The organism is Nonomuraea sp. NPDC049725, from assembly GCF_040674795.1.
Classification (GTDB): Bacteria; Actinomycetota; Actinomycetes; order Streptosporangiales; family Streptosporangiaceae; genus Nonomuraea; species Nonomuraea ceibae.
Window position 1 is genome coordinate 100,655 of record NZ_JBFANJ010000020.1, and the last position, 16,510, is coordinate 117,164.

The window sequence follows — 16,510 nt, forward strand, 5'->3', positions numbered from 1 at the left end:
CCAGGTTTATGGGTGTCACGCCGCCGGGTCGAGGACCACCGGCAGCGACGGGTAGTCGTTGCCGATGAACGACGTGTGCCGCCCCGGCCTGCTCACCAGCCGCAGCTCCGGGAAGCGCGAGAAGAGCGCCGGCAGCGCGATCGCCGCCTCCAGCCGGGCCAGCGGCGCGCCCAGGCAGTAGTGGATGCCGTGCCCGAACGCCAGGTGCTGCCGCTCGGCGCGGCTGATGTCGAAGCGGTCCGGGTCCGGGTTGACCGCCGGGTCGCGGCCGTGCGCGCCGAACGCGATGAGGATGAGCTCCCCCTTGCCGATCATGACGCCCTCGCCGAGGTCGATGTCGGTGGTGGCGTAGCGCATCGGCAGGTGCATGATCGGCGCGTGCTGGCGCAGGCTCTCCTCGATGACGTCGTCCCAGCGGGCCGGGTCGGCGCGGACGGCGGCGAGCTGGTCCGGGTGCGACAGCATGGCGACGGTCGCGTGGTCGATGAGCGACACGGCGGTCTCGCTGCCCGCGCCGATCATCAGGATCAACGTGCTGACCAGCTCCTCCGTGCTGAGCGGCGCGCCCTCCTCCTGCGCGGCCAGCATCAGGCTCGTCAGGTCCGTCCCCGGGTTGGCGCGGCGGTAGTGCATGAGCGTGTGCATCGCCGCGAACATGTCCCGCTGGACGACGTTCGCCTGCTCGGGCGTGAGGCTGGTGTCGAGGACCGCGTCGATGCAGCGCAGCATCTGCGGGCGCTGCTCCAGCGGGACGCCCATCAGGTCGCAGATCACCCGGGTCGGGATGGGATAGCTGAAGGAGGCCCGCAGGTCGACCGGCCGCCCCGGCGGGGCGAGCTCCAGGTCGGCGAGCAGGTCCTCGACGATGGTCTCGATCGCGGGCCGCATCGCCTCGATGCGGCGCGGGGTGAACGCCTTGCCGACCAGGTCCTTGAGCCGCTTGTGGTCGTCGCCGTCGACGGTGAACATGCTGATCACGTCAACCCAGGCGGTCAGCCAGCCGATCGCGAACGGCCTGTACTCCGGCCAGGAGGTGCGGGCGTTCTTGGAGACGCCCGGGTGGACCAGGAGCTTCTTGGCGACCTCGCCGCGGGTCACCGACCAGGCGACCAGGTCTCCGGGCAGCCGCACCCGGACGGCCGGGCCGGCCGCGCGCAGCTCGTCGACCTGCTCATAAAGGCGCCTTCCTGTGGGGTCGAGAATCGGGGGTTCGCTGGACACGACTACCTCCAGTGGACGCGGTGGGGGTGAGGGAAGCATCGGCGGGCCGGGGCCGGAAGCGGATGGCCAGCGTCGCCGGGCACTGGTGGAAGGGGCCCGGCCGGTTGGCTCCGCCGCCCGCGCCCAGCTCCAGGTCCCACAGCTGGTCGAGCAGCGTCTCGATCGCGGTCTGGGCGATCGCGGCGGCCTGGCTGTCGGCGGGACAGCGGTGCGGGCCGGCCGACCAGGCCAGGTGGGAGCGGTTGTCGTAGCCGAGCGGCGGCAGCGCCGGGTCGGTACCCGTGGCGGCGTGGCTGATCAGGATCGGCACCCCGCGCGGGACCGGCACCCCGTGCAGCGCGGTGTCGTGGCGGGCGAAGTGCACGGAGAAGTTGGCCATCGGCGACTGCGTCCACAGCACCTGCTCCAGGGCGCGGCGCACGGTGACGGCGCCCGCGGTCAGGTCGCCGGCGTAGTGGTCGTCCGACAGCAGCAGCCGCAGGCCCGAGGCGATCCACGCCGAGGTCGGGATCGTGCCCGCGCCGACCAGGACGACGAGCTGGTGCAGGGTCTCCTCGTGCGTGAGCCGGGCCGGATGGGCCAGCATCCAGGAGGTGCAGTCGCGCCCCGGCGAGCCGTCCTTCATCGCGATGATCTCCGCCAGGCACTGCGCCAGGTCGGCGGCCCCCTGCGCGGCCTCCGGACCGGCGTTGATCATGCCCTGGCAGCCGGTGACCATGCGCTCGACCAGCTCCGGCGGGCAGCCGAGCAGGTCGGTGAAGACCAGCAGCGGCAGCATGTCGGCGTACTGGCTCATCAGCTCCGCCCGGCCCTCTCCGGCGAAGTCGTCGATGAGGCGCAGCGCGTGGCGGCGGGTGATCTCGCGCAGCTCGTGCATGTTGATCCGGCGCAGGCAGTCGTCCATCGCGCGCCGCAGCCGGGCGTGCCGCTCGCCGTCGGCGTACAGGAGGCTGGGCCGGTAGGCCATGAGCGCCAGCACCGGGCTGTCGGCGGGGACGCGGCCCTGCTGCAGCGCCTCCCACAGGCGGCTGTCCTTGGAGTAGGTGTCGGTGTCGGTGACCACGTCGACGGCGGCGCGGCGGCCGGTGACGACCAGCGCGTGCACGCCGTCGGCGATCTCCGCCCAGGCGACGGGGCCGGCGGCGCGCAGCAGGTCGTAGGCGTCGTCGGGCCGGGCGGCGAACGAGGGGCCGAACAGCCTCGGGACGGGGGCGGGCGGTGTCATCGGGCATGCTCCAGGCGGCGGTGGTGGTCGAGGATGTGCTGGACGAGGGCGATCAGGCCGTGCTTGGCCGAGCCGGCCCGGCGGGCGTCCAGGCTCACCAGCGGCTGGTCGTCCAGGCTGAGGCTGTCGCGCAGCTCGGCGTCGCGGTAGCGGGGCGAGCCGTCGAAGTGGTTGACGGCGACGACGTGCGGCAGCTGCGCCTCTTCGAGCAGGTTCATCGCGTCGAAGCTGTCGTCGATGCGGCGCGTGTCGACCAGGACCAGTCCGCCGAGCGCGCCCTCCATGAGGGAGCGGACCATGCCGTGGAACCTCGGCTGGCCGGGCGCGCCGAACAGATAGAGCACGATCTCAGGAGACAACGTGAGGCGGCCGAAGTCCATCGCCACCGTGGTGGTGTCCTTGCCCTGCAGGTCGCGCAGGTCGTCCACGAGCTGCCCGGCCTGCGTCATCCGCTCCTCGGTGGACAGCGGGCGGATCTCCGAGACGGTCCTGACGAAGGTGGTCTTGCCGACGGCGAACGGGCCGAGCACGAGAACCTTCACCGGCCGGGCCGTCGCCGGCACGTAACGGTCAGAGCTTTTCAAGTGCCTTCAACACCTTCATCAGGAAGTCGGTGCTATAGGGGGAGGCGGCGGGGACGAACGGCGCGCGCGGGGCCAGGTGGCCGCTGTCGACGAGACCGGCCACGATGACCTTGACGATCGCGCCCGGCAGCTCCAGGTGGGCGGCGACCTCCGACACCGACAGCGCCCCGGGCAGGCACAGGTCCATCACCCGCCGGGGGTGGGCGGCGAGCCCGGCCAGCGGCCGGGCGGGGTCGGCGAGCAGCAGCGTGGCGGCGTCGAGACCGGCGCGTGTCGCGGAGGCGTCGCCGCCCGACACGGTGTAGGAGCGGATCATGCCCGCCCGCCGGTGCCGCGACGGCGTCATGCGCCGCTGCTCCGCTCCCGCGCGCCAAGGATCGGGCCGAGCCCGCGCACGGTCTTGGTGGCCGCCTGGATCGCGATGTGGGTGGCGGCGCTGTTGGACTCGCCGCGGATGGACACGCCGATGCCGGTGCGCTCGGTCACGGCGAACAGCACCATGGTGACGTTCGCGAGGTCGGCGATCACGTAGCGTAGCGGCCCTGGAGCGCTGTGACGTGACGGGGTGGTGCAGAACTCGCTCAGCTGCTGCTGCAGCGACTTCATCGCCGACAGGGCGGCGGCGGCGCGGTCGGCGTCGTCGCGGCTCATGCCGGCCGAGTGCGCCAGGACCAGCCCGTCGGAGGTGAACAGCACCGCGTTCATGACGTCCGACTGCTGGTCGACGAGGTTGTTGAGGACCCAGCTCATGTTGGTGTCGTCGGCGGTGGGCTGCTCTATGGTCATGGCTGCGAGTGTCCTTCGGCGTCGTTGTCGCGGCCGGTGGCGAGGCCCGTGCTGAGCAGCTCGCTCAGCTTTCCGAGGTCGGCGGCCACGTCTTCGGGCGCGCGGGTGTCGGTGATGGATTGCTGGGTCGGCTGGGCCGAGAGGGGCGCGACCGCGTGCCGGCGTTCGCGCTTGGGCAGGCCGTGGGAGGTGGCGACCGGCGCGGGGGCCGCGTGGAGCGCGGGCTGCGGCGGGGCCGTCTCGCGCGGGGGCGCGGCCAGGCCGGGGGCGGCGCTCATCAGGTGGTGCGGGACGAGGCAGGACGCCTGGACGCCGCCGCTGGGCGAGGGGGCGCTGACGTCGACGTGGAAGCCGTAGTCGTGCGCCAGGGTGCCGATGATGGCGAAGCCCAGCTTGCGCTCGTCGGCCAGGTTGGCCGCGTCGAGCGTCGTCTGGCGCGACAGCAGCCGCTCGGCCTCGGCGAGCTGGAAGGAGTTCAGGCCGGCGCCCTTGTCGTCGATGACGACGCAGAAGCCCTTGGGGACCTCCCGGACGTAGACGCTGACCCGGTCGCCGGTGTAGCTGGTCGCGTTGGCCAGCAGCTCGGCGAGCGCGACGGCGATCGGCTCGACCACCCGGCCCTCGACCCACCGCTCGCCGACGTCGGGCACGTACGTGTAGTGGACGCGGTCGTAGGCGGGGATGCGGCCGCGGGCGCTCTCGACGATCTCGCGGAAGGTGCAGTCGGCGCGCTGCACGCCCGGCCAGGAGCCGGCCAGGATGCGCAGCCGCTGGACGGCGTGCAGCGCCCAGGTGGCGTGGGCGTCCATCTCGACCAGGCTGCGGTGGGGGTCGGTGCCGGGCGGCAGGTCGAGCGCCTCGTTGATGGACATCTGGAGGCGGGCCAGGTACATCTGCACCTCTTCGGCCATGCCCCGGACGCCGGCGCGGGCGGCGCCGCTGACGTCGGCCCGGGTGGCGTGCACGGCCTCGCGCAGCAGCTCCTCGGCGCCGGCGATGTGGTCGCTCAGCGGCGTGCCCGCGAACTGCGGGTGCAGCAGGCCGGGCACGACGACGTCGGAGTAGCCGCGCACCTCGGCGTCGGCCACCGCGTTGAGGCGCTCGACGAGCCGGCCGGTCTCGGCGACGGCCGCGTTGTACCACTGGAGGTTGGCGTTGGCCTGTTGCAGCGCCTGTTCTTTCTCTTTCTCGGCGGCCTCTCTGGCCTGTTCGGCACTGACTCTGGCCTTTTCTGCGGCTTGCGCCCGTTCGTCGGCACGCGCCTGCCCGGCGGTTTCGTCGTTTCCCTGGGCGGGGCGCTCGGCGGGGGGCGCGGGACGCTCGGCGGGCGGCTCGGCGGGGGCGGGCCCGCGCTCGGGGGCCCGGGAGCGCATGAGCAGGATGGCCAGCAGCACGAGGCAGACCATCAGCAATAACACGCTGCAGATGACGCTCGCCAGCAGCACTCCGGCAGTGAAATCCGCGGATCCGTTCATGTCCGTCCTTTGAAGTGCTGGAGCTCCATATGGGCACGGCAGAGGAATCGACACCCGTCAAATGAGCCTGGGGCGTCGCCGCTTGACGACTTTACACGCCCTTGTCCCTACAGCCATGTCAAAACGTCGGCTATTTCTTATCAGGGACAATCACATACCGCACTAAACCGGAAATTCCCGAGACTTATTCATAAACGCCCGTACCGCCACGGAGCCCCGCCGTCCCGGTCCGCCGTGACCACTTCCTGACGCCGCACCCCTGGCGCAACACGATGTGATGTACGACACTCTGACCAGAACTCGGTCCTAGAACCCTGTTCTAGGGCACCCGGCTGCCACAGCGGAGGAGAAGTCCATGGTCAAGGCCGTCACCCGCGAGCGCCGGCGACTCGGGTCCCCACCCGCGGGCGGGATCAGCCCGACCGACCCCAACCCGTACGGCTGGGCGCCGTTCGCCGTGCTGTTCCTCGTCGGCATCGTGGACCGCATGGAGGCCGGGCTCCTGGCCGGCGTGCTCCCGCTCATCCAGGAGCAGTGGGGGTTCAGCGACACGGCCGCCGGATCCATCCCCACCGCCGGGGCCCTGGCCGCCACCGCCGTCGCGCTGCCCGCCGGCTACCTCGCCGACCGCTACAGCCGCACGAAGATCATCGCCGTCGTGGTGCTGTGCTGGGGGCTGGCCACGCTCGGCTCGGGACTCGCCGCCGGGTTCGCCGTCTTCTACCTCATGCGCGTGCTGCTCGCCGCCGCCGAGAACATCGACAACCCGGCCATGGGCAGCCTCATCGCCGACTTCTACCCCGCCGCCGCCCGGGTCCACGTGTACGGCTGGACCCGCATGACGACCTACCTGAGCGGGCTCGGCACCATCGTCGGCGGCGTCATCGGCCAGGCGTACGGGTGGCGTGCCGCCTTCCTGTGCATGGCGGTCCCCGGCATCCTCACCGCCCTGCTGGTCTGGCGGCTGCGCGAGCCCGAACGCGGCCGGCTCGACAAGATCAGGGCCTCGGCCGGCGACGCGCCTGCGACCGGCGCCACTCCCCCGGACCGGCCCGCCCTCGCCTCGCCGCCCTTCTGGCGGCAGGTCCGCGAGGTCCTCGCCGTCCGGACGCTGGTCCGGGTCTCCGTGGGCGTCATGATCCTCACGCTGGGGCTGGGCGGCATCTACTACTGGCTGCCCACCCTCCTGTCACGCGCGTACGGCCTGCCCATCGGCACCGCGGGCACCACGAGCGGCCTGGTCACCATCGTCGGCGTGGTCGCCGGGACCGTGATCGGCGGCCGGCTCGGCCGCCGCGCCATCGCCCGCCACCGCGCCGGGCTCCTGCTGGTCGGCGGCGCCGGCATCACCGCAGGCTCACTGCTGCTCGGCGGCGCCCTGCTCATGGGGTCGGCCACCGCCATGATCCTCTGTGTGCTGCTGGCCGTCACGGTGTCGGCGACCGCCATCCCCACCTGCACGGCCTCCGTCGCCGACGTCGTCGGCGCGCGCTCGCGCGGCCTCGGCTTCGCCGTGCTGCAGTTCCTGCTCACGCTCGGCGCGGCGTTCGGGCCGCTCATCGTCGGCATCACCTCCGACGCCACCGGCTCGCTCGTCACCGCCATGTACGCGCTCATCGTCCCGATGGTCCTCGGCGGCCTGCTCGTGCTGTCGGCCAGGGGCTCGTACGAGCGCGAGTCGGCCAAGGTCCTGGACGAGGCCCGCGACCTCTAGATCCAGCCCTCCTCCCAGGCCCGGTGGGCGGCGGCGTGCCGCGAGCCGGCGCCCAGCTTGGCCATCGCCGACGACAGGTAGTTGCGGACGGTGCCCGGCGCGAGATGCACCCGCTCGGCGATCTCGTTGACCGACGCGCCGGTCCGCGACGCCCGCAGCACCTCCAGCTCCCGGTCGGTGAGCGGGCAGGCGTCCTCGGTCAGCGCGGAGGCGGCGATGTCGGGGTCCACGTAGCGGCGGCCGGCGGCGACGGCCCGGATGATCTCGGCCAGCTTCGTCGCGGGCGTCGTCTTCGGCACGAAGCCGCTGACGCCCGCCGCGAGCGCCCGGCGCAGCACGCCCGGCCTGGCGTGCCGGGTGACCAGGACGATCCGGGTGTGCAGCTCCGCCCGGATCGTCTCGGCCGCGCGCAGGCCGTCGGCGGGCGGCATCTCCAGGTCCAGCACCGCGATGTCGGGGCGGTGCTCCCTGGCCAGGCGGACCGCGTCGGTGGAGGTGGCGGCCTCGGCCACGACGGCGAGGTCCTCCTCCAGCCCGAGCAGCGCCGCCAGGGCGCCCCTGAGCAGGTCCTCGTCGTCGGCTATCAGCAACCGGATCATCGGTCCTCCGCGCTTCGGGCGGGCAGGCGGGCCACCACGGCGAAGCGGTCGTCGTCGTGGTCCCAGGTCAGCTCGCCGCCCGCGGACGCCAGCCGCTCGGCGAGCGTGCGCAGCCCGGTCCCGCCCGCGCTGGGCTGGTCGCTGTGCTGGTCGCTGGGCTGCCCGCCGGCGCCGTCGTTGGTCACGCGCAGGCGGGCGAGGTCGCCGGTCACCCGGTAGTCGACCTCGGCGTGCCGGGCCCGGCTATGGCGCAGCACGTTGGTGGTCGCCTCCCGCATGACCAGGCCCAGCAGGTGGCGTCCGGCCTCGGGGAGACGGCGGGCGTCGGCGGGCTCCACGCTCATCCGGGCGTCGATGCCGGCGGCGGCCAGCACGCCCGTCGCGTTGGCGATCTCCGCGTCGAGCGTGGTGCGGCGGTAGCCCTGCACGACCGCCCTGGTGTCGGAGAGCGCGTCGGCGGCCAGGCGGCGCACCTCGTGCATCTCCGCGGCGGCGCGCGCCGGGTCCGCCTCGGCGAGCCGGGCGGCCAGCTCGCTCTTGAGCGCGATCACCTGGAGGTGGTGGCCCTGGATGTCGTGCAGGTCGGCGGCGAAGCGCAGCCGCTCCTCCTTGACCGCCAGCTCGGCGGCGAGCCTGCGCACGTCGTTGAGCCGCTTGGCCACGTCCCAGCCCCACAGCATGGCCAGGGTCGTCCACGCGGTGACCAGCACCACGGCGGGCGGCAGCACGGCGGCGCCGGGCAGCGGCGCTCCGGAGAGCGCGCCGACGCCCGAGGCGGCCAGCGCCGCCGCCCCGATGAGCCCCCACCGGGGCGCCGGGCGCAGGAACGTCGCGGCGATCGACACCACGAGCGCGGCCGGCAGCGACCAGCGCCCGTCGTCCCCGTGGGCCAGCATGAGCCCGCCGAGCACCGCCGCCCCCGCGCCCCCGGCGACCGTCCACCCCACAGGCAGCCGGACGACCGAAGGCACGGACGCAGGCGAAGGCGCGTCCGGGGGCGGGGGCGCGGGGGTTTCCGGGGAGGGGGTCATGCGGCGGGTGAGGAGTGCCATGCCGGACAGGCCCGTGGCGGCCAGGGCGGCGGCGCCCGTGACGCGGGCCCACAGGGCCACGGCGGGGTCGAGGACCCAGGCCCCGGCGACGAAGACGAGGAAGAACCCGGTCGTCGCGGTCACGCTCCACCAGGTGCCCCGGCGGAAGCGGCCCAGGCCGGCGTCCTCGTCGATCGGGAGGTCAGGCACGCGGCCATTGTCGCAGCAAGGCACGCGCGGATGACAGATGTCACCCGATCATGTGACACGTCCACGCGCGCCCGTGCGCATCCGGCACTACTGGCGGCGAGCGCCGGTGGCGAGGCTGGAGCCCTCACCGAAGGAGGACGCCGTGAACGACACGACCGAACGGGTCTCGACGCTGCGCCACTGGCCCACCATGGCCGGGATCGTGCTGGCCGGGCTGATGGTGTACGGGCTGGCGGGCGGGGAGGAGGTCGCGCCGGTCCTGGCCGCCTCGGGGATGATCTACCTGGGCGCCGCCGCGCTGGGCCGGCCGTCGGCGGCGTGGCCGCTGTTCGGGGTGAGCTTCGCCGTCATCGCCGTCTCCAAGGCGCTGCTCCCGGGCGTCGACCCGACCTGGCCGATGCTCGGCGTGGCCGCCGGGCTGGCGGCGTACGGGCTGGTCACGCGGGCGGCGGGACTGTCGCGCCAGGTGCTGGCGATGGCGGGTTTCGGGCTGGTCGCGGTCGTCACGCTGGCGGTCGGCGGGGACGCGGGCGCGTACCTGGTGGCGGCGGGGATGCTCGGTCACGCCGCGTGGGACGTCCACCACCATCGCACGGGGAAGGTGGTGGCGCGGTCGCTGGCGGAGTTCTGCTTCGTGCTGGACTCGCTGGTCGGCGTGGCGCTGGTGGCAATGACTGTATGGCAATGAATGGCCACAAACTAAGCATTCTCGGAGAAATCGCCCCCAAGATCGCCGTTCATCCTGACCGTACGTGACACTCCGAGTGAACGGTGGTGGGTGATGGCGAACACGTTGAGCGGCCGGCAGGCGCGCGACGGTGAGCTGCGGACCGTGCGGCGCGGCCGGGTCGTCCTGGTCAGCGCGGTGATCGGGTTCCTGCTGACGGTCGTGTGGTCGGCCCGGTTCGTGGACGAGACGATCGGCGGCACCGTCGCCGACACCCTGCTGGGGCACGACGCCGCGGAGGCGCCGATCGCGGGCATCGCGGCGGGGGTCGTGTTCGCGTTCGTGACCGGCATGGCCGGCACGTTCACCGCGTGCAACATCGCGGTGTTCGGCGCGCTGGCTCCCCTGGTCGGCGACGGCGCCGGGCGCCGCGAGCGGTTCCGGGCGGCGCTGCGGCCGCTCGGGCTGCTCGCCGCCGGCATGATCCCCGTCTCCGCCCTGTACGGGGCGCTCGTCGGGATCGTCGGCACGAGCATGCCGCAGTTCTCCACGGCGGCCAACGTCGCCGGCGGGCTGTCGCCGCGCAGCATCCAGTCGATGGTGGTGTTCGGGATCGTCGGGCTGGCGATGCTCTACCTGGGGCTGGCCGCGCTCAGGCTGGTGCCCGACCCGTTCGAGCGGCGGCCCGGCGCGCGCACGGTCTTCATGGGCGCGCTGATCGGCGGCTTCCTGATCGGCCGCCCGTTCGGGCTGTTCCGGGCGATGTTCCGCGACGCGGCCGAGAGCGGCAACCCGCTGTACGGGGCCGCGGCGTTCACGCTGCAGTCGATCGGCAACATCGTGCTGCTCGCGGTGCTGCTGGTGGTCACCGCCGTGGTGTTCGGCGGGCGGGTGCACCGGTGGCTGGCCGCCAAGCCGCACCGGATCGCCGTGCTGACCGCCTCGGCGCTCATCGTCGCCGGCGTGTTCACGTTCCTGTACTGGGACGTCAGGCTCCTGGCCCGGCGGGAGATCATCCCGTGGTACCCGGTGGCGCCGTGGACGTGACCCGCTGGCAGGAACGTGCTGCCCGTCGGCAGTAAGCGGACGTCACCTCGCCCCCTTTTCGGCCCTGGTCCGGCGCAGCATGGCAGTGGAAGCACCGATGCTGAGGAAGGACCGGTCACCATGGCCATCTTGACGTCCACGACGAGCGGGACCACGCGATCCACCCTCCGCCGGGTCACGGTGATCGGGTGCGGGCTGATCGGCACCTCCGTGGCGCTCGCGCTGCGTGCCGAGGGGATCCGCGTGCGGCTCGCCGACCACGACCCGCGTGCGCTGGCCGAGGCGGTGCGCCTGGGGGCGGGCGCGCCGCTGACCGTCGACGAGCCGCCCGCGGACGTCGTGGTCATCGCGACCCCGCCGTCCGCCGTGCCCCAGGTGCTGCGCGACGCGCAGGCCAGAGAGCTGGGAGCCGTCTACACCGACGTGGCCAGCACCAAGGCGCGGATCCTGGCGACCGCCGAGCTGGCCGGGTGCGACCTGAGCCGGTACGTCCCCGGCCACCCGATGGCCGGGCGTGAGGCGCCGGGGGCGGCCGCCGCCCGCGCCGGCCTGTTCACCGGCCGCAAGTGGGCGCTGTGCCCGTGCCCGGCCACCGCCCTGTACGCGGTGCGGGCGGTGGCCGACCTCGTCGCCGCCTGCGGCGCGCAGGTGACGCTGCTGTCGCCGCCCGCCCACGACAGGGCCGCCGCGGCGGTCTCGCACGCGCCGCTGGTCCTGTCGGCGGCGCTGGCCGCCCGGTTCGCGTACGCGGCCGGGCAGCCGGAGCTGCTGTCCCTGGCCGGCCGGGGGCTGTACGACGTGACCCGCGTGGCCGGCAGCCCGCCCGAGCTGTGGATCGACATCCTGGAGCACAACGCCGACGCCGTCGCCGGCGTGCTGGAGGAGGTCGTGGACGACCTGACCGCCGTGGCGCAGGCGCTGCGGGCGCCGGAGGGAAGCACGAGCTGGGGCGTCGTGGCCGACCTGCTGGTGCGCGGCAACCTCGGCCGCGAGCTCATCGTCGACGCCTGCGCCCCCGCCGCCCGGGACCGCGGCCCCGCGGCCGCCGAGCCCGCCGAGGCCGCCGAGGCCGCCGGTCTGGAAGCGGCGTGACGAGCCGATGCCCCGCCGCCGGAGGGCAGCGGGGCATCGGGGCACGCCGGTCAGATGTAGAGCGTGTTCGGCGGCAGGCCGCACAGGACCCTGCCGTACAGCTCGGTGTTGGTGTTGGGGTGCATGAGCGCGTGCAGGTTGGCGCTGTGCACGTCACGCAGGATGCGCTGGATCGGCACGTCGGAGTAGAGGGACGAGCCGCCGCTGGCCGAGGCGAAGATGTCCGCGGCCTCCTTGGCCAGCGCGCACACCGCGCCCATGTCGGCGCGGACCCGGGCCCGCTCCTCCAGCGTCCACGCCTCGCCGCGCTCGCTCTTGCCGTCGACCGTGGCCGCCAGCCGCTCCGCGTGGAACTGCGCCTGGTCGATCTTCAGCGCGGCGGAGGCGACCTGCAGATGGGTGAGCGGCGCCTCGCTCTGCTGCTCGTAGCCCGTGTAGGTGATCTTGCGGCCGGGCAGGCGCTCCAGGAACGCCGTCTTCGCCGCCTTCGCCAGCCCCAGCAGCGTGCCGACCGAGGAGGCCGAGGCCACGGGGAGCATCGGCGCCCGGTAGATCGGGATGCCGGCGTTCAGCTGCGACGCGTACTGCTCCTGCAGGACGGCAGGCAGCGGGAGCACCCGCTCGGCCGGGACGAACACGTTCTCGGCCACCGTGCTGACGCTGCCGGTGCCCTGGAGCCCGGTCGTGTGCCAGTCGTCGATGATCTTCAGCTCGGACGTGGGCACCAGCGCCATGATGGGCATGGGCTCCTGGTCCGGGCCCACCTGGATGGCCACGATCTCCTGCCAGTGGCTGTGCCAGGCGCCGCTGACGAACCCCCACTTGCCGTTGACCACCACGCCGCCGTTCGCCGGGGCCGCCATCGCGGTCGGGCTCAGCGTGCCGCAGACGCGCACGTCCGGCGTCGAGAACACCTCGGCCTGCACCTCGTCCGGGAACAGGCAGACCATCCACGTCGGAATCCAGTAGACCGACGCCGTCCACGCGGTGGACCCGTCGGCCTGGCCCAGCTCCGCGCCCACGTCGACCAGCGTGCGCGTGTCGCACTCGTAGCCGCCGAAGCGGGCCGGAACCCGCATCCTGAAGACGCCGGCGTCGGCCAGGGCCTCGATCGACTCCTCGTGGAGGCGCCGGTTCTGCTCGTTCCAGGCCGACTTGGCCCGGAGCGCCGGCGCGAGCGCGGACACCCGCTTCACCAGCTCTTCCCGCGCCGGAACCTCGGTCGTCGTCGCCACCATTTCCTCCTACTGTTCCCTCGGGGCTGGGCCGCGTGTCCCAGCGGTCAGAAGCTCGCGCCGTCGGCGCGTTCAGGCGAGGGACGAGACCTTCGCCGCGGCGGCGACCCTGAGCACCAGCGCGCCCACGTTGGGGTCCTCCTCGAAGATGTCACCCACCTCGAGCTCGACGCCCAGTTCGTCCTCGATGCGCGACACGATGCGGATCGCGGAGATCGACTCGCCTTCCAGGTCGAAGAACGTGGCGTCGGCCATGTCGTCCGGCACGTCCAAGACGGTGCGCCAGATCTTTCCGACCTTCTCCTCGATCAGAGCGAAACTCAGCTCGCCTGCCCGATTGTCAGTCATCCGGTGTCCTCCACTGCTGAATTCCCCAATGAAAGGGCCCGCGAACGGATACCCGCCCTGAATACCGGTTCTTGCGGATATCGTCACAGGCGGCGGCGGCGCGTACATCTTTGAGAATGCGGGAAAATGCCGGCGCCCTTCGGCACGGCAGGAGAAAGGCGGCGAAGGGCGCGGAGTTATGGTCACGGAGGGTGTTTATCAGCCGCTGAGTGGAGGACGATCCCATGAGCGTCACAACGATCACCGCCGACGACACGACCGCCGTGCGCGAGGTGCCGCGGCGCATCATCGCCGCCTGGGCCGCCAACGACGGTGACGCCTTCGCCGGCGTCTTCACCGAGGACGCCACCATGATCCTGCCCGGTGACGTCTACGTCGCCGGCCGCGAGGGCATCCGGGCGTACATGAGCGCCGCCTACGCCGGGCCGCTCAAGGGCACGCGGGTGTTCGGCGAGCCCGTGTCGGCCAAGTTCCTCGGCCCGGACGCCGCGGTGCTGGTCACCAAGGGCGGCGTGCTCGCCGGCGGCGAGAGCGAGGTCGCGCCCGAGCGGGCCGTCCGCGCCACCTGGGTGCTGGCCAAGCAGGACGGCCAGTGGCTCATCACCGCCTACCAGAACACCCCCGTCGGAGCCTGACCCGCTCCTCCCCCGCCCCGACCGACCGGCCTCACCGGTCGGTCGCCGCATGTCCGGGGAGTGCGCCGCACCCCCGCGCCCGTGTGCGGGAGTACGCCGCGCCCCCGCGCCCGGGGGGAGAGGACGTACCGGGGACGGGGGCGCGGGGGTCAGCGGGCCACGGGGGCGATCTCGACGCGGGTGTTGTCGCCGACCAGCAGGCGGTACGGGATCGCGGGCGAGCCGGCCGGCTCGATGACGGCCGAGCGGCCGACGATGGAGCCGTGCATGCCGGGCACCTCCAGGATGGAGGCGCCGTCGAGCACGATGGAGTCGCTCAGCCGGGTCCCGCGCAGCACGCAGTCGCGGCCGATCGAGACGTTCGGCCCGATGAGGCAGTCCTCGATGACGGTGTTGGCCCCGACGATGACCGGGCCGTCGATGCGCGAGCGCGTGGTCCTGGTCATGGGGCCGAGCTCGACGCGGCCGCCGAGCTCGGCGAGCAGCCGCCGGTTGCATTCGAGCACGTCGTCGGGCTTGCCGGTGTCCTTCCAGAAGCCCTGGTACTCGGTCGCCCGGACGGGCCGCCCGTGGGAGACGAGCCACTGGACGGCGTCGGTGATCTCCAGCTCGCCGCGCCGGCTGGGGGCGATGGCGTCGACGGCCTCGTGCACGGCGGCGGTGAAGAAGTACACGCCCACCATGGCGAGGTCGCTGCGCGGGTGGCGCGGTTTCTCGACGAGCCGCCGCACGTTCCCGCCGGGCCCGAGCTCGACGACGCCGAACGCCCTCGGGTCCGGCACCCGCTGGGCGACGACGTGCGCGGCGGGCCGCCGGGCGCGGAAGTCGGCGGCGACGCCGACGACCCCGTCGGGCAGCATGATGTCGCCCAGGTAGAGCACGAAGTCGTCGTCGCCGAGGAAACCGCGGGCCAGCCGCACGGCGTGGGCGAGCCCGAGCGGCTCGTCCTGCCGGATGTAGGTGACGCGCAGGCCGAGCGACGAGCCGTCCCCGACGACCGCGGCGATCTCCGCGGCCCAGGAGCCGACGACGACGCCGATCTCGGTCACGCCCAGGTCGCGGATGTTCACCAGCACGTGCTCCAGCACGGGACGGTTGGCGATGGGGATGAGCTGTTTCGGCATCGAGTAGCTGAAGGGACGCAGACGGGTGCCGGACCCGCCGGACAGCACCAAGGCCTTCATGCGTCGGTCCGGCCCATGAGGAATCACCTTCTCGGCTTCTGTCACACGGTCATCCGCGCGCGGCGACGAACTCCTTGATCGACGCGACCACGTAGTCGATCATCTGGTCGGTCAGTCCGGGGTACACGCCGACGTGGAAGGTGTGGGTGGTGATGATGTCGGTGTTGGTCAGCTCGCCCACCACGCGGTGGTCGCGGTCGAGGTAGGCGGGGTGGCGCAGCAGGTTGCCGGCGAAGAGGCGGCGGGTGCCGATCTTGCGGTCCTCCAGGAAGTCCACGAGTTCCTTGGCGTCGAACGGCGCGGCCGGGTCGACGGTGAGGACGAAGCCGTACCAGCTCGGGTCGGAGCGGGGGGTGGCCTCGGGCAGGATCAGGTGCGGGACGCCTTCGAGGCCCTCGCGCAGCCGGCGCCAGTTGTGGCGGCGGGCGGCGCAGAAGTCGTCGAGCTTGCCGAGCTGGCTCAGGCCGAGCGCGGCCTGCAGTTCGGTGATCTTCAGGTTGTAGCCGACGTGCGAGTAGATGTACTTGTGGTCGTAGCCGTGCGGCAGCGTGCCCATCTGGTAGTTGAACCTCTTCAGGCACGTGTTGCTCTCGCCGGGCTCGCACCAGCAGTCGCGGCCCCAGTCGCGCAGCGACTCGACGATGCGTGACAGCAGCAGGCTGGAGGTCAGCACGCAGCCGCCCTCGCCCATCGTCATGTGGTGGGCCGGGTAGAAGCTCACGGTGGTGAGGTCGCCGAAGGTGCCGACGGGCTCGCCGTCGTAGGTGGAGCCGACGGCGTCGCAGCTGTCCTCGATGAGGAAGAGCTCGTGCTCGGCGGCCAGTTCGGCCATCTCGGCGACGGCGAACGGGTTGCCGACGGTGTGCGCGATCATGATGGCGCGCGTCTTCGGGCCGATGGCCCGGGCGACCATGTCGACGGTCGGGTTGTACGTGCCGAGCTCCACGTCCACGTAGACCGGGACGAGCCCGTTCTGCAGGATCGGGTTGACCGTGGTCGGGAACGCCGCCGCGACGGTGATCACCTCGTCGCCGGGCCGCAGCCGGGCGTCCTCCAGCCGGTGGGAGGTCAGCGCCGACACCGCCAGCAGGTTGGCGGAGGAGCCCGAGTTGGTCAGGTGCGCCTTGCGCCGCTTCATCTTGCGCGCGAAGACCGATTCGAACTTCCTGGCCCTGGTGCCGCCGGCGACGCGGAGGTCGAGGGCGGCCTCGACCAGCGCCAGCCGGTCCGCCACGTCGTGCACGGCCCCGGTGGGCCAGATCTCGGTGACGCCCGGCTCGAAATCCCCGGAGGGTGCCACATCGGCGTGGTATTTACGCACCTCGTCGAGGATCAACGCCTTGTGTTCGTTCATCTCACGCCCTTCGTCGATGCACCACTCCACAGCATCGGCCACCTCCATTCCTGTCGCATCTCCTGTATTGCGCCCGGCCAGGCAACCCACAAGATGCGCGGCG

Annotated in this window: 17 protein-coding genes; 5 read left to right on the forward strand and 12 right to left on the reverse strand. The window is 72.6% G+C overall.

What is annotated here, in order from left to right:
• Positions 1–15: 15 nt before the first annotated feature.
• The 6 genes from AB0J53_RS38050 to AB0J53_RS38075 are packed head-to-tail and all read right to left on the reverse strand — an operon-like array spanning position 16 to position 5,291.
• Positions 16–1,221 (reverse strand): cytochrome P450, encoded by a 1,206-nt coding sequence (locus AB0J53_RS38050; RefSeq protein ID WP_364181421.1) that lies wholly within the window; start codon positions 1,219–1,221, stop codon positions 16–18.
• Positions 1,172–2,446, reverse strand: a complete 1,275-nt coding sequence (locus AB0J53_RS38055) for a cytochrome P450 (protein ID WP_364181424.1) — start codon at positions 2,444–2,446, stop codon at positions 1,172–1,174. Before AB0J53_RS38055 ends, AB0J53_RS38050 begins: the two co-directional genes overlap by 50 nt.
• Complete coding sequence (locus AB0J53_RS38060) at positions 2,443–3,030, reverse strand: ATP/GTP-binding protein (protein WP_219515339.1); 588 nt, start codon at positions 3,028–3,030, stop codon at positions 2,443–2,445. The genes AB0J53_RS38055 and AB0J53_RS38060 overlap by 4 nt, the downstream gene beginning before the upstream one ends.
• Complete coding sequence (locus tag AB0J53_RS38065) at positions 3,017–3,376, reverse strand: DUF742 domain-containing protein (protein WP_219515336.1); 360 nt, start codon at positions 3,374–3,376, stop codon at positions 3,017–3,019. The genes AB0J53_RS38060 and AB0J53_RS38065 overlap by 14 nt, the downstream gene beginning before the upstream one ends.
• The gene (locus tag AB0J53_RS38070; RefSeq protein WP_219515334.1) at positions 3,373–3,816 is read right to left on the reverse strand and encodes a roadblock/LC7 domain-containing protein; all 444 of its coding nucleotides are present in this window, start codon (positions 3,814–3,816) and stop codon (positions 3,373–3,375) included. The genes AB0J53_RS38065 and AB0J53_RS38070 overlap by 4 nt, the downstream gene beginning before the upstream one ends.
• Positions 3,813–5,291, reverse strand: a complete 1,479-nt coding sequence (locus AB0J53_RS38075; protein WP_364181429.1) for a hypothetical protein — start codon at positions 5,289–5,291, stop codon at positions 3,813–3,815. The genes AB0J53_RS38070 and AB0J53_RS38075 overlap by 4 nt, the downstream gene beginning before the upstream one ends.
• A gap of 355 nt (positions 5,292–5,646) precedes the next feature.
• Between AB0J53_RS38075 and AB0J53_RS38080 the strand changes: the two genes are divergently transcribed.
• Positions 5,647–7,005, forward strand: a complete 1,359-nt coding sequence (locus AB0J53_RS38080; RefSeq protein ID WP_364181432.1) for an MFS transporter — start codon at positions 5,647–5,649, stop codon at positions 7,003–7,005.
• Here AB0J53_RS38080 and AB0J53_RS38085 read toward each other — a convergent pair.
• Complete coding sequence (locus AB0J53_RS38085) at positions 7,002–7,604, reverse strand: response regulator transcription factor (RefSeq protein ID WP_364181434.1); 603 nt, start codon at positions 7,602–7,604, stop codon at positions 7,002–7,004. The two genes, AB0J53_RS38080 and AB0J53_RS38085, sit on opposite strands and share 4 nt — an antisense overlap.
• Positions 7,601–8,845, reverse strand: a complete 1,245-nt coding sequence (locus AB0J53_RS38090) for a histidine kinase (protein ID WP_364181437.1) — start codon at positions 8,843–8,845, stop codon at positions 7,601–7,603. Before AB0J53_RS38090 ends, AB0J53_RS38085 begins: the two co-directional genes overlap by 4 nt.
• A gap of 142 nt (positions 8,846–8,987) precedes the next feature.
• Between AB0J53_RS38090 and AB0J53_RS38095 the strand changes: the two genes are divergently transcribed.
• The 3 genes from AB0J53_RS38095 (at position 8,988) to AB0J53_RS38105 (ending at position 11,651) form a co-directional block, all read left to right on the forward strand.
• The gene (locus tag AB0J53_RS38095) at positions 8,988–9,533 is read left to right on the forward strand and encodes a hypothetical protein (protein WP_364181440.1); all 546 of its coding nucleotides are present in this window, start codon (positions 8,988–8,990) and stop codon (positions 9,531–9,533) included.
• A gap of 93 nt (positions 9,534–9,626) precedes the next feature.
• The gene (locus tag AB0J53_RS38100) at positions 9,627–10,559 is read left to right on the forward strand and encodes a hypothetical protein (protein WP_364181443.1); all 933 of its coding nucleotides are present in this window, start codon (positions 9,627–9,629) and stop codon (positions 10,557–10,559) included.
• A gap of 120 nt (positions 10,560–10,679) precedes the next feature.
• A complete protein-coding gene (locus AB0J53_RS38105; RefSeq protein ID WP_364181445.1) occupies positions 10,680–11,651 on the forward strand; it encodes a prephenate dehydrogenase in 972 nt (323 codons plus the stop codon).
• A gap of 50 nt (positions 11,652–11,701) precedes the next feature.
• Here AB0J53_RS38105 and AB0J53_RS38110 read toward each other — a convergent pair whose 3' ends face one another.
• Both AB0J53_RS38110 and AB0J53_RS38115 read right to left on the reverse strand, forming a co-directional pair.
• Positions 11,702–12,886: an acyl-CoA dehydrogenase family protein gene (locus AB0J53_RS38110; RefSeq protein WP_364181448.1), complete on the reverse strand. Its 1,185-nt coding sequence runs from the start codon at positions 12,884–12,886 to the stop codon at positions 11,702–11,704.
• A 72-nt stretch (positions 12,887–12,958) separates the two neighbouring features.
• Positions 12,959–13,234, reverse strand: a complete 276-nt coding sequence (locus AB0J53_RS38115) for a phosphopantetheine-binding protein (RefSeq protein WP_246645785.1) — start codon at positions 13,232–13,234, stop codon at positions 12,959–12,961.
• 224 nt (positions 13,235–13,458) lie between these two features.
• Between AB0J53_RS38115 and AB0J53_RS38120 the strand changes: the two genes are divergently transcribed.
• Positions 13,459–13,869, forward strand: a complete 411-nt coding sequence (locus AB0J53_RS38120; protein WP_357592992.1) for an SgcJ/EcaC family oxidoreductase — start codon at positions 13,459–13,461, stop codon at positions 13,867–13,869.
• 149 nt (positions 13,870–14,018) lie between these two features.
• Here the strand turns inward: AB0J53_RS38120 and AB0J53_RS38125 are convergent, their stop codons facing one another.
• On the reverse strand, positions 14,019–15,053 hold the full coding sequence (locus tag AB0J53_RS38125) for a glucose-1-phosphate thymidylyltransferase (RefSeq protein WP_364181453.1): 1,035 nt from the start codon (positions 15,051–15,053) through the stop codon (positions 14,019–14,021).
• Between the two features lie 49 nt (positions 15,054–15,102).
• Entirely contained in the window at positions 15,103–16,407 is a 1,305-nt protein-coding gene (gene rfbH / locus AB0J53_RS38130; protein ID WP_219508699.1) for a lipopolysaccharide biosynthesis protein RfbH, read from the reverse strand.
• Positions 16,408–16,510 lie beyond the last annotated feature (103 nt).